Below are 13,925 nucleotides of genomic sequence, written 5' to 3'. Positions count from 1 at the left end.
GGCCGCCTTTGAAAGAAAGCTGCTTCCTATAAGGAATTATTTCTGGTGGCTTTCTTTCAACAGCGGTGTAATGGCATCCCTTTTCTGGAATAACCGTCCGTATGAATCCAAATTCACTGGTTTTCAATCACTGCGCTGCACTTTTCTCACTCAGACCCTTAGTCGCACCCACATCCGACTTCCGACTCTTCCGTAATTCGTGTAGGGTACATATTGTCAAAACAGGCTGTACAATTTCCTTGATTCACATCGCCCTTAGGACGGCCGATTGAGTTTAACAAGCCTTCCTTACTAAGGAAATAAAGTGAATCGGCATTGATCGCAACCCGAATTTCTTCGATGGACTTTTGAGCCGCGATTAATTCTTTACGGTCCGGTGTGTCGATTCCATAGTAACAAGGATTCATAAAAGGTGGTGAGCTGATTCTTACGTGAACTTCGGTTGCACCTGCTTCACGAAGCATGTTGACGATCCGCAGTGAGGTCGTGCCACGAACGATGGAATCGTCGATCATCACAACCCGCTTGCCGGCAACGATACTGCGCACAGCACTCAGCTTCATTTTTACACCCTGTTCGCGCAGCTCCTGGCTCGGCTGGATAAAGGTCCGACCACTGTAGCGGTTTTTGATCAAGCCCAGCTCGTAAGGAATACCGGTTTGCTCAGCAAAGCCGATAGCCGCTGAAATACTGGAATCCGGCACGCCAGTGACCACATCAGCGTCAACGAACGCTTCCTGTGCCAGCTGCTTACCCATCCGTTTGCGTGCAGAGTGAATATTAATCGAATCCATATCGCTGTCAGGCCGAGCAAAATAAATATACTCCATCGAACAAATAGCACGCTGCTTGATCGGTGAGAACCGATCCTCAATCAAACCATTTTTCGCATCAAGGACAAGCAATTCACCCGGGATCACATCACGATAGTAGGTTCCCCCCACCGCGTCAAACGCACAGGTTTCCGAAGCGAACAAGTAAGCATTGCCCAGTCGGCCCATAACAAAAGGACGTAAGCCATGTGGATCTAAAGCTGCAACCAGCTTATCCTTGGTCAGAAACAAAAACGCGTACGCGCCTTCCACCTGCAGCAACGCTTCTTTAACAGCCAGTTCAATTTCCGTATGCTTGGAGCGTGCAATCAAGTGAGCAACAACTTCGGTATCGCTAGTTGTCTGAAAGATCGAACCCATGTCCTCAAGCTTTCTTTTCACCTCGGCCGCGTTAGTCAAATTACCGTTGGTGGCAATCGCCAAATCGCCGCCGCGGTATTTGAACACTAGAGGCTGAGCGTTAGCCAGCTTGCTCTCACCTGCTGTCGAATAACGAACGTGTGAGATCGAGTTGGCTCCAGATAAAGTGGTTAAATTATCATTATTAAAAACTTCCTTTACAAGTCCCATGCCGCGATGGTATTTGAAGCCCTCACCATCTGCTACACAAATCCCTGCACTTTCCTGGCCACGGTGCTGCAGCGCATGCAGACCATAATAGGAGAGCGAAGCGGCTTCGGAGTGACCATACACTCCGAATACGCCGCATTCCTCCCCTAGCTTATCGAGCAGCCCGTCACGGCTGCCCATATCTTCATTATAATAATTGCCTGTCCATAGCTGCTGCTCCTGCAATGTCTTTATTTCATCAGACATGGAATCGCATCCTTCCAAACCTTTTGTAGTTGTTCAACCGGTGACTGGATGACGGGTTTAGCGTTAATGTGGATATGCAACTCTGTTCCTTGAACTTGACCTAATTGCTGATATGGCACGCCTTGTTCGGAAATCCATTGCTTCAAAGCTTCCGCTTTTTCAGGCGAAGCGCTGAGCAAAATACGGGATTGGCTTTCGCTGAACAGTGCAATATCATTGCGCAGCTCCGTTGAGAAATCGACTTGAGCACCCAGGCTACCACTGATGCAGCTCTCGGCAAGAGCTGCAGCCAAGCCACCATCGGATAAGTCATGCGCCGAAGCAACAAGACCTTTTTGAATACCGCCAAGCACGGTGCTTAACAGCTTTTTCTCAACATCCAGATCGATTTGAGGTGGACGTCCTTCTGTAACTCCATGGAGTACATATTGGAACTCACTGCCGCCTAATTCTGCTTTAGTGTCGCCGAGCAGGATAATCACATCGCCTTCTTTTTTGAAGGCTTGTGTCGTAATATGGTCAGTATCATGAACCAAGCCTACCATTCCGATAACCGGTGTTGGGTAAATAGCACCTTTGGAATTTTCATTGTACAAGCTGACATTTCCGCCGATTACCGGTGTATCCAACTTGCGGCACGCTTCTGAAATTCCGTCTGCGGCTTTCTCCAGCTGCCAAAAAATGTCCGGTTTTTCCGGGCTTCCGAAGTTCAGGTTATCTGTAATCGCCAGCGGCTCGCCGCCGGAGCATACATTGTTACGAGCTGCTTCCGCAACCGCAATCTTGCCACCCACTTCAGGGTCCAGATAAACAAAACGTCCATTGCAATCGGTCGACATGGAAAGCGCCTTGCGCGAGTCTTGAATCGTTACGACCGCTGCGTCCGAACCCGGACGAACTGCAGTGCTTGTACGCACCATGTAATCGTATTGATTATAAACCCACTCTTTGCTGGCTACAGTCGGGGAAGCCAACACCTTTTTCAAAGCATCATTCAGATCTGTTACTTCTGCATACCGATTCGTATCCACCTCAGCGTTAGCCAGATAGTACGCAGGTACTTGAGAAGGCTTATTATATACAGGAACTTCATCAACCAATGCCGTAACCGGCATGTCCGCAACCATCTCACCCTTATGGAACAGCTTAAGTGCTCCATCATTGGTTACTTTACCAACCTTTGCACAATGCAAGCCCCAACGTTCAAAAATCGCTTTAGCCTGGGCCTCATCCTTAGGCTCAACAACGAACAGCATCCGCTCCTGTGATTCGGACAGCATCATTTCGTAAGGCGTCATGCCTTCCTCACGCTGCGGCACCTCATCCAGATACAGCTCCATACCGTTACCTGCTTTGCTCGCCATCTCGGCACTCGAACAAGTAAGTCCGGCTGCACCCATATCCTGAATGCCCAACACGATACCTGAGTTAATCAAATCGAGACAAGCTTCCAATACCAGCTTCTCCATGAACGGATCGCCTACCTGTACTGCAGGACGCTTCGCTTCGGACTCCGCAGTCAGTTCCTCCGATGCAAAAGTCGCACCATGAATACCATCGCGACCGGTAGCCGGTCCGACATAAAACACCGGATTGCCGACGCCTTTGGCAACACCCTTTTGAATCTTATCGTGATCGATCAACCCTACACACATCGCATTAACGAGCGGGTTGCCCTCATAACTTTCATCAAACATAACCTCGCCGCCGACCGTTGGAATCCCGATACAGTTACCATAACCGGCAATCCCCGACACGACATGCTCGAACAAATATTTAACACGGTCATTCTTGAGATTACCAAAACGCAAACTGTTCAGAACAGCAATTGGACGTGCGCCCATGGAGAAAATATCACGAATAATTCCGCCCACGCCTGTGGCCGCGCCTTGAAACGGCTCGATAGCAGAAGGGTGATTATGACTTTCAATCTTGAAAACAACCGCTTGATTATCGCCGATATCGACGATCCCCGCGCCCTCACCTGGACCCATTAGAACCCGAGGTCCTGTTATAGGAAACTTACGAAGAACTGGCTTCGAATTTTTGTAGGAGCAATGCTCGGACCACATAACGCTAAATACGCCAATTTCCACATAATTCGGTTTACGTCCGAGGAATCCGCATACTTGATCATATTCCGCGTCTGTGACACCCATCTGCTTATAAAGCTTCTGTTCCGCGATTTGCTCCGCGTTTGGTTCCTTAGCTGTTAACTGCTGCGCCATGTTGTTCCCTCCAAGTGCTCAAGATCGATGTAAACATCCGCTTGCCGTCCGCCGAACCCAACAATTCTTTTACTGCGCGTTCCGGATGCGGCATCATACCAAGTACGTTGCCCGCTTTGTTGCAAATGCCTGCGATATCATCCACAGAACCATTCGGGTTATTGCCTGCTTCATAACGAAAAACGATTTGATTGTTCGCCTGCAGGTCTGCAAGAGTAGCATCGTCACAATAGTAGTTGCCTTCGCCATGAGCGATTGGAATGTTAACCAACTCACCCTTGCTATACTCTTTTGTAAACGGGTTTTCGTTATTGTCCACCTGCAGCATAGCCGCATGACAGCGGAATTTAAGCGAATTGTTACGAAGCATGGCGCCAGGCAGCAAGCCCGATTCCAGCAAGATTTGAAAACCATTGCAGATCCCGATAATGTAGGTACCCTTCTCGGCCGCTTGCACAAGTGCTGTCATAACAGGAGCAAAACGAGCTATCGCGCCTGTGCGCAAATAATCTCCGTATGAAAAGCCACCTGGCACAATAATACAGTCATACTTGGACAAATCGGTTTCGGTATGCCATACATATTCAACTGGCTGCCCGATGGTTTCTTCAACCGCTTTGTAGCAATCGATATCACAGTTGGAGCCTGGAAACACCAATACAGCGAAATTCATGATACTTTACTCCTCCTTATTTTCACCCTCCCAAACCCTCCCTATAGGGAGGGCCCCAAAGGGCGTTGCCCTCTGGACTCCCTTGGCACGTGTGCAAGGCTTTTGTGTTCTCGGGGCGCTTATCGTCCCTATCGGGACACGCTTGGCTTGGGTGATACGTTTCGTACGCATACTGTGCTTATGATGAGCGCTTTCGTCCCTAACGGGACACGCTGAACTTTTGGTGCCGAGTGTTAACTCTTTAACATCAACTGCTGTAAACAGATCAGCATAGCTTCGCTCGCTGATGGTTGGCCTGGCGGCTGAGGTTGAAGAGATTAAACCAATTCGTAGCGGTAGTCTTCGATGACTGTGTTCGCTAGAAGCTTTTCACACATCGATTTAACACGCTGCTCAGCTTCTGCACGATCAGCTGTGCCTAGTTCAAATTCTAAATATTTGCCTACACGTACTTTATCCACTTCACCGAAGCCCATGGAGTGAAGAGCGCCTTGTACGGCTACTCCCTGAGGGTCGAGAACGCTTTGTTTGATCGTGACGTACACGGTTGCTTTTAACATGGGGATGAATCCTCCTTAGAGTTTTCGCAGAAAACTTACTTTGTAAGCATCTACTATGTTGCGCAGAGCACTCGCTTCGCAAGCGCCTGCTTGAGAATGTTCTATATAATTATGGCACTTAATATTAGAGGCTTGAGCTTGGTTTAAAAGTTCGGTGAATCATGAGCGGAGCGGCCAAATGATCCTGCAGAAGCGTTAGCGTTCGCCTTTGTTTCCGTAATTTTACCGATAAATGTCTTATTAGATCAAAAAGTACGGAAACAACAGCGATCGGAAGGATATTTGGCCGCGCAGCGGAACTTATTCACCAAGCTTTTAAATTTTTCACTTAACTAGCAGCTCATAGATGCTTCTATAGCGGCGGGAGGTTTCCTCGACGACATCGGCGGGCAGCGGGTCGGGCTCGCTGTTTTTATCCCAATTCGTGCTGGACAGATACGTACGAACCGGTTCTTTGTCCATTCCATCGATTTCGATATCGAAGGCGTACTTTTCTTTGGCCCAGAAACGTGAGGAATCCGGTGTGAAGATTTCATCGATCAGGATGATTTCTCCATCAATGAGTCCAAACTCGAACTTGGTATCGGCTAATATGATGCCACGCTCTTCACAATAGCGATGAGCAAATTCATACAGCATAATGCTCTTGGCTTGCAGCTGCTCGGTCAATTCGGCTCCGACCAGTTCTTTCATCCGTTCGATCGAAATATCTTCGTCATGACCCACATCGTTTTTGGCTGCAGGCGTGAAGATCGGCTTCTCGAAGCGTTCATTTTTACGCAGGCCACTTGGCAGCTTTTGCCCATTGATCTCGCCTGTTTGTACATACTGACGCCAGCCTCCGCCCGTAATATAACCACGGACGACACATTCGATATCAATACGTTCCGCTTTTTTGGTGACCATGAAGCGATCCTTCATGATCTCACGGTCTTTGACAATATCGCCCAATTGATCAACATCGCCATGTACGACATGATTCGGTTGAATATCTGCGGTTTGCTCAAACCAGAATTTGCTTAAAGAGTTGAGCACATTACCTTTGTCAGGCACTGCAGGTGACAGCACCCAATCGAATGCCGAGATCCGGTCCGTTACCGCGATCAAATAATGCTCCCCTAAATCATACAGCTCACGAACCTTACCTTTGTAGATCAGCGGTGCGCTCAGATAAGATTCGGCGCTCGAAATCGCCTTTGTTGAGACCATCGTCTGTGGTCCTCCCCTAATTTATTATTCGGTTAAGCCCAAACGTTTGAAAATCGTATCAACATGCTTCAAATGCCAGGTTGGGTTAAAGCAATCATCAATTTCTTCCGCACTCAGCTGCTCACGGATTACAGGCTCGTTCTCAATAATATCGCGGAACGATCGCTGCTCTTCCCACGCCTGCATGGCACGCGGTTGCACGGTATCATAAGCCTGCTCACGGCTGTAGCCTTTGTCGATCAGCTTGGTCATAACACGACCGGAGAACGGTACGCCGTAAGTGCTTTGCATATTGCGCTTCATATTTTCCGGGAACACAGTCAGGTTCTTTACAATCGTTCCAAAACGGTTCAGCATATAGTTCAGCAAAATCGTTGCATCCGGCAAAATAATCCGTTCTACAGACGAATGCGAGATATCGCGTTCATGCCATAAGGTTACATTCTCATAAGCTGAGATCATATGACCACGAATGACACGGGATAAGCCCGAAATGCTTTCACAGCCGATTGGATTACGCTTATGCGGCATAGCGGATGAACCCTTTTGACCTTTGGCAAAAGCTTCCTCAACCTCGCGAACCTCACTCTTCTGCAATGCACGAATTTCAGTCGCGAATTTATCCATGGACGTTGCAATCAGCGCCAGTGTCGCCATATATTCAGCATGACGGTCACGCTGCAAGGTTTGCGTCGAGATTGGAGCCGCTTTTGTACCCAGCTTCTCACATACAAAGGTTTCAACAAAAGGATCGATATTCGCATACGTACCTACTGCGCCGGAAATTTTACCGTACTGTACACCGTCCGCCGCCAAGCGAAAACGCTCCAGATTCCGCTTCATTTCTTCCAGCCACAGGGCCATTTTCAAACCGAAGGTTGTCGGCTCGGCATGTACGCCATGTGTCCGTCCCATCATCGGTGTATCTTTATATTGAATGGCTTTATTCCGCAATATTTCAATAAAATTAAGCAAGTCTTTTTCCAAAATCTCATTAGCCTGTCTCAGCAAGTAACCGAGTGCCGTGTCCACAACATCTGTCGAGGTCAAGCCATAGTGTACCCATTTGCGCTCAGGGCCTACCTTTTCGGATACCGCGCGCGTGAAGGCGATCACATCATGGCGTGTTTCCAGCTCAATCTCATAAATACGGTCGATGTCAAAAGCAGCATTTTTGCGCAGCTCCACTACATCTTCCTTCGGGATGACCCCAAGCTCAGCCCAGGCCTCGCAAGATAGCAGCTCGACCTCCAGCCAAGCATTAAATTTATTTTCCTCTGTCCAAATCCGTGCCATTTCCGGCCTGCTGTAACGTTCAATCATTGATTAATCCCCCGTTCTTCGTGCTAGCTATTCTTTCGTATTCCATATGCCTGAGGCTTCAATCCATTGCAAGGCTTCATCAACTGAAGGTGCAAGCACGTTCAAATGACCCATCTTCCGATTGTCCTTGGCCTCCTGTTTGCCATACATATGTAGCTTTGCTGTAATACCACTGCCAACCTGCTCCGATTCAGGCTGCATGATCCAGTCCATCGCGGACTCGACATGCTGACCCAGAATGTTACCCATGACAACCGGTGTAAGCAGCTCCGTTGAGCCCAACGGCAGATTGCAGATCGCTCTCATGTGCTGTTCGAACTGCGAGGTTTTGCAAGCTTCCATTGTATAATGACCGGAATTATGAGGCCGCGGCGCTAATTCATTCACATAAAGCTCGCCTTCGTGTGTGACAAACATTTCGACTGCAATCAGTCCAACCACATTTAACGATTCCGCAATTTGAATCGCTAACTGCTCGGCTTCCTGCTGCACAGCCTCATCTACACGGGCCGGTACGATCGACAGATGCAAAATATTGTTCACATGTATATTTTCCGCTGCGGGAAATGCCTTAACTTCTCCTCTTGGGCTTCGCGCCGCAATCACGGATATTTCTTTGTCAAAGTCGATAAATTGTTCGAGAACCAGTTCAGTTCCAGCCCGACTGATTTCTTCATAAGCTTCATCAGCTTCATCTATCGAACGTATTACCCACTGTCCTTTGCCATCATAGCCGCCTGTCGCTGTCTTCAGCACACAAGGGGTGCCCAACCGCTGCAGCTCCTCACGAAGCTGTGCGCTGCTCGCAATTTGCGCATAAGGCGCTACCTTGACGCCAGCTGCTTCAATCGCCTGCTTTTCACGCAAGCGGTGCTGCGTAATATAGAGAAGTCTGCTGCCCTGAGGCACGTAGGATTCCTCCATAAGAAGCTCAGTCACCTCGGCATCGACATTTTCGAATTCATAGGTGATCACATCCGACTGCTCGGATAACATCCTTGCTGCCTCAATATCATGGTAAGCGGCCACAATCTGTCTGTCAGCCACCTGACCGCAAGGAGAGTCTACTGTCGGGTCCAGTGTAATAAACCGATAGCCCATGGCGCGTCCAGCCAATGCCATCATGCGCCCAAGCTGTCCGCCGCCTAACACACCAATGGTGCTGCCAGGACGTATTATCTTTTTGGTGTCTCTTCGATCATATTCACTCATTCCAGCACGCTGCTTTCTGTGATCTTCTCACGAGTGCGTTCACGACGCTCACGTACCTTTTGCTGCAGCTCAGGATCAAACGCACCCAATATTTGCGCAGCCAGCAAGCCCGCATTCGTGGCTCCCGCATGACCAATCGCTACGGTGGCTACAGGAACACCACCTGGCATCTGAACAATAGACAGCAGGGAGTCCAACCCATTCAGCGTAGACGTTTTAACGGGAACACCAATAACCGGCAGCTCCGTCTTTGCGGCAACCATACCGGGTAAATGAGCGGCGCCTCCCGCTCCTGCTATAATGACCTTCAAACCTCGCTCTACTGCAGATGCTGCATAGTCAAACATTAAATCTGGCGTACGATGGGCGGAAACAACCTTTTTCTCATAAGAAACTCCCAGCTCCTCCAGCATGTCACAGGCGTGCTTCATGGTTTCCCAATCCGACTGACTTCCCATAATGACTCCAACAAGAACAGACATTTCGACCTCCATAAATGGTTACTTTTGAAATACGTGCAAGCTTGAATGTGTATAATATGAAAAGTCCGGCAGACCAAGATCACTATCATTGACCCACAGGACGGTAAAATAATCCCAAGCGCAAGCTAAGGCCTAACACCGAAGCGCCGACCTTTCATTTTCGTTATTTCGACAAGTTTAGATCAAAAAAAGAAAGCTTTTACGTGTTTAGTTTACAGGGATAGAGAGCGGCTGTCAACCTGAGAAGACGAACATTATACGAATTAATCATATGAAAAGTTCGCATTTCCAAAGCAGTTTGCTACATTCTCTCGATCTTGCTCGCTTTTTGCTTCATTTTAACTAGTTGGGTATAGGTCTCTTGGACTTCCTCTGCGTTCAACTCGCCTTGTGCAAGCTCATCCGTCGACATTTTTTGCCAACGCTCCACCATGTATAGGCCTGAATCGATCCAATGCGTCTGGTCCACATCTGCATCCAGTATGAAAAATAACGTGTCCTCCGCCTTGGCCAGCCGCCCTGCACTGTCATAATAATGGACCAATGGCTTAAGGACCCGCAGCGGCATTAATCCAGGCTTGATGATAGTAAGCAGGTCTTGGATTCGCTCCTCCATCTCCTGCTCTAATTCGGTAGCTTCTTGCATCCATCTCATTTCCAGCAGCAGCTCCACAGACTTCATATAACATGCTATGCCTTCGTCTTCTTCCGCGGCATCAACCAGTAAATCACCCTCTGCCTTTAACATATCACTGAGCAGCAGACCTTTACCGGCATCGAATTGACCCTGAGTCGTTAGCAAAGCCATCAGGTCCTTCACGGATAAAGCAAGCACTAGCTTGGAATTCAGCCCCAGCAGTTGCTTCATTGCCTGTGTCAACAGCTCCATCGCTTCCGCAAATTGCTGGTTTCGCCGCTTGAACAGCACCTGACCCAGTGTCATCGAAAATTGTTCGATCATTCGCATCAAATAATCCCGTTGGTACAATGCGGTCCCTCCCAGTTATGAATTTGATTCGTATAAGTTCATTGTACCTTATTGAGGTGACGATTGAAAAAAGTCATGATGGCACAAAAAAACCATAGCCCAGGATTATTCCCAAGCTATGGTTCCATGAATTTTTTAGTGACCGCGAACTGCTTCTACCTGATTAAGCAGGGCTCTTACATCTGAGTGATCAAATTGGCTATCACCGTTCTGATCAGCTTTATTTAAAATGCTGGTTAGTATGTTGGTAATCGTTTTGCGTGCTTTCCCCACAAAGCTGACCGTATCACTTGTAACCATTCCGTTTTTGACAGCTATGGTTTTCAGAGTCTGGGTCGATAGCAATTTAGGCTTGTTATTTGAATTATACAAGCTGCTTGCTGTAGTCGGTTCCGAGCCATCCAGTGTAAAGTAGATTGCTGCTCCCTCCGTAGATGTGGACAAAGTAACCTGCTTCGTTGTGTCATTCGTGTACAAAGAGTCCAGTGTAGGGGTCGCTACTTTATTCGCTTCAAACACACCGTAAGTTGAAAAATGTGTTACCTTTGCAGACGCAACTCCCGTGTTATCGATCTCTGTTTTTTGATACTCCCAACTTAGAGTCGATGGATTATAGTAAAAGACGCCTACTTTACTGCGATTCGCATTGGCATTCGTGGGAATCGATACCTTCACAGGCTTTAAAGGATCAATTGTAATCCCTGTCAGCGTAAACTCCAAAGTCTTTCCAGCGGATACTAAGCCGGTACCGCCTGTATTCATCGGGGTTACCTCCGTTACCGACACTTTGGCATTAGGACCAAAAGTCGATCCTGTAAAATCAATTGTAGTGCCGCCTGTCAGCGTGACTATTGGGTGTTCGTTGTTAACAGATGCTTCCTGTTGTCCCCCAGTCCCACTAGAGGACCTTGTGATAGTTAACATGTATGTAAGGGTAGTTGCTCCATCAGGTGCGGTAACAACAATCGTAAACACATTGGCTCCTTCGTTCAAATTGATCGGCTGGCCTATATAGACATCGCTGCCAGTACTCGTTTTGATCGATAACTTAGCTCCTGATTCATAAACCGCACCCGTTACCGTAATCGAATACACTGCATTCGCTACACTCATTGAAACATTTTTGTACGTATCTGGAATGTGTGTAGTTACATCATTTGTTACTTGAATACTCAACGAGCTTAAAGCTGCATTGTTTGAAAAACTAGTCAATGTATAAGGACTAACCTCATTACCGCTACCGCCACTAATGACCATACCTGGCTTTAAGTATACGACTGGATGAACTTCTTTACTGTTCCAGTTAGCAACCAAGCTGCCTTCAGAGTCAACGCTAAATATATAATAATCACTACCTGCATGAGCAGGATTCATCAAAAACCATTCCGAACCCAGAAAGCGATTCAATACGCCAGTACCAACCAATGATTGATATTGCGGAATCGATAGTAGCCCAACCAATGCCTTGACCCTGTATTCCTCACTCCACCTTGTTGGCACTGTCCCTTTTGAATAGATCGTGTTATCGAAAGGATACATGGATATTTTGCCAATATTTTCCTGACCCAGAGTATTTAAAAATTCATTATTTAAATAATAAGCAACACTATCTTCAGCCATAGGATCGAATGTATATCCATCATACCAACCTTCCGTATCCCAACTATTACCATAACCGTCCCAATTACAGTTACTGGAATCATACCAAGCACACTCCGTATAAGGCTGCAGAAGTGTTAACTGCCGTTTAGTTTTATCCGTTAGCACCCATTGCTTCCCACCAAATACTACGATGCTGCCATTATTTATTACCGTCGTATTTTTGGAATGTTGTAGCTCAGGTCCTTCCTTGAAAATAATAAGATGATAATCTTTATTGCCTTCAGCCGCTGAAACTCGAATTTTTAAATCGTTGCTGCCGAATCCCAAATTTGAAAAAGTGATTTCTCCATTGGTAGAGTTCACCGCTGTGTAGACTGCCCTAGAATCATCCAATATTATATTCGCAGCTGCTGATTTGGATAAATTGATTTTTACCCTATTTACTGAAGAACCTACCACTGCATCATACACATCAAGTGCATCCGAAAAAGAGGGACTTAAAGCCACATTGGCAATATTCTCATCTTTAACCGTCAAGCTGCCCAGATTAAGCTTATCATCATAAATAACCGTGATTTGATAGGTCACGCTTGGATTTTTGGCAGCATCATAGAACCTAACATAAATCGTTTTGGGGCCTGCACCAGGTGGAAGAAGGTAAGATAGCTGGGGTTTGTATTCCAGTCTATCGTCGAAGCCATAAAAATAATCCGTATCCGATACTTCATATCCGGCAATGACACCAGATCCCTCATCAGTAGCATTCAAATTTAGCAAGATAGAGCGGCTGAATATTGTATTCGATGCTGGTATACCCTCAACAGTAACAGTCCCTGTTGGAGGTATGTAATCCTTCGTATAAGTTACTTCTGCCCATTCAGTCAGATTGCCGAAGCGAATTCCTATTTGTTTCGTAGGGATATCCCCTTCTTCAAATACCGGATTGCTCAGACCTGCTTCTGCAGTAAATTCCAGTGTTACTGTCTCGCCTGGTGAAATATTGGTACCGAAACTAGGGTTAACACTAAAAACTTCACTATTAATAATACTATCAACCATGGCACCGTTCAGATATACCTTGGATGGGTCCATTGCGTATATATTTTCAACCAAATCGTAAGGAAGAACCGGATAAAGAGGACGTTCGTAATCTATCGTTTCTCGAGTTTTGAAGGTAAGCTTATAGTTTACCTTCTGTGCGCCTTCGTTCTTGTTGCTCAGTTCGACCATCAATGTACTGCTTTCTATTGTCACGGGGATATTTACCGGATCTATGTCCGTCGAAGTCCGTACAAGAATACTTTTTGTACCCCCAGTCCTCGGATTCGAGACTATCTCTTGAATAACGTTCACGTCTACCATGGATCCGGCAGGTACAGAATTTACAATCTGGATTTGCAACTGTTGTCCGGTAACAATTATAGAACTTGCTGCCAACGTATTAACTTTAACGATAGGAACACTATAACCATAATAAAGGATATACTGGTTATTGACATAATCAAAACTCTCGTCGCTGTTAATATTAAAATCAGAGGGATAATCAATCGTTATCTTGTCACCGTTTTTCAATGAGCTTGTAGCAGTAAATTGAAAATTCCATTCATTATGATTTCCGGCAAGTCTCGTTTCCGGATAGGTAGAAACCGTAGGCGAACTGACAGAAGTGCCTGCCACAGCCTGTACCTTGTCCACATGTAACAGCATCACCCCTGCCAGTACAACAACCAGACAGCCAATAATGGCCATTACTTCCTTCAAAATCAATGTTTCCGCTAGCCTCCGTTTGAATTTGAACCCCAAGTATGTACGCATAACCCTGTCATTCCTTCTTTCTATATAAACTATTAATGATAATTATTGTTAATGATATCTACTATCTAGTTTATCTTATTTTTAGAAAGAAATCTTTATTTCCATTGTTAAATTTCATACATTTCCTATGTGAATTTGGCTTGTATACTCCTGAATATACACAAATACATCCCTCTTCGCGGTA

10 protein-coding genes are annotated in these 13,925 nt (G+C 46.6%); all 10 read right to left on the bottom strand.

Features of this window, described 5'->3' with window-relative positions:
* Nucleotides 1-158: 158 nt before the first annotated feature.
* Nucleotides 159-1,649, bottom strand: a complete 1,491-nt coding sequence (gene purF / locus NST47_RS05195; RefSeq protein ID WP_341154178.1) for an amidophosphoribosyltransferase — start codon at nucleotides 1,647-1,649, stop codon at nucleotides 159-161.
* Nucleotides 1,634-3,877, bottom strand: coding sequence for a phosphoribosylformylglycinamidine synthase subunit PurL (gene purL, locus NST47_RS05190; protein WP_341154177.1), 2,244 nt, complete (start codon nucleotides 3,875-3,877; stop codon nucleotides 1,634-1,636). The genes purF and purL overlap by 16 nt, the downstream gene beginning before the upstream one ends.
* Nucleotides 3,855-4,550: a phosphoribosylformylglycinamidine synthase subunit PurQ gene (gene purQ, locus NST47_RS05185; RefSeq protein ID WP_240421700.1), complete on the bottom strand. Its 696-nt coding sequence runs from the start codon at nucleotides 4,548-4,550 to the stop codon at nucleotides 3,855-3,857. The genes purL and purQ overlap by 23 nt, the downstream gene beginning before the upstream one ends.
* A gap of 317 nt (nucleotides 4,551-4,867) precedes the next feature.
* Nucleotides 4,868-5,110 carry a phosphoribosylformylglycinamidine synthase subunit PurS gene (purS, locus tag NST47_RS05180; protein ID WP_076237752.1) on the bottom strand — a complete coding sequence of 81 codons (243 nt, stop codon included), beginning with the start codon at nucleotides 5,108-5,110 and terminating at the stop codon, nucleotides 4,868-4,870.
* Nucleotides 5,111-5,434: 324 nt separating this feature from the next.
* Nucleotides 5,435-6,319, bottom strand: a complete 885-nt coding sequence (locus NST47_RS05175) for a phosphoribosylaminoimidazolesuccinocarboxamide synthase (RefSeq protein ID WP_341154176.1) — start codon at nucleotides 6,317-6,319, stop codon at nucleotides 5,435-5,437.
* 24 nt (nucleotides 6,320-6,343) lie between these two features.
* Nucleotides 6,344-7,642: an adenylosuccinate lyase gene (gene purB / locus NST47_RS05170; RefSeq protein WP_341154175.1), complete on the bottom strand. Its 1,299-nt coding sequence runs from the start codon at nucleotides 7,640-7,642 to the stop codon at nucleotides 6,344-6,346.
* Between the two features lie 27 nt (nucleotides 7,643-7,669).
* Nucleotides 7,670-8,854: a 5-(carboxyamino)imidazole ribonucleotide synthase gene (purK, locus tag NST47_RS05165; protein WP_341154174.1), complete on the bottom strand. Its 1,185-nt coding sequence runs from the start codon at nucleotides 8,852-8,854 to the stop codon at nucleotides 7,670-7,672.
* The gene (gene purE, locus NST47_RS05160; RefSeq protein WP_076237756.1) at nucleotides 8,851-9,336 is read right to left on the bottom strand and encodes a 5-(carboxyamino)imidazole ribonucleotide mutase; all 486 of its coding nucleotides are present in this window, start codon (nucleotides 9,334-9,336) and stop codon (nucleotides 8,851-8,853) included. The genes purK and purE overlap by 4 nt, the downstream gene beginning before the upstream one ends.
* A gap of 301 nt (nucleotides 9,337-9,637) precedes the next feature.
* Nucleotides 9,638-10,324, bottom strand: a complete 687-nt coding sequence (locus NST47_RS05155) for a DUF6483 family protein (RefSeq protein WP_341154173.1) — start codon at nucleotides 10,322-10,324, stop codon at nucleotides 9,638-9,640.
* Nucleotides 10,325-10,459: 135 nt separating this feature from the next.
* Nucleotides 10,460-13,741: a cadherin-like beta sandwich domain-containing protein gene (locus NST47_RS05150; RefSeq protein WP_341154172.1), complete on the bottom strand. Its 3,282-nt coding sequence runs from the start codon at nucleotides 13,739-13,741 to the stop codon at nucleotides 10,460-10,462.
* Nucleotides 13,742-13,925: the final 184 nt, after the last annotated feature.

It is taken from the genome of Paenibacillus sp. FSL H8-0034 (genome assembly GCF_038000305.1).
GTDB lineage: Bacteria > Bacillota > Bacilli > Paenibacillales > NBRC-103111 > Paenibacillus_S.
Note: the sequence above shows the minus strand (reverse complement) of the source record. Positions and strands in the feature narration are given on the sequence as shown.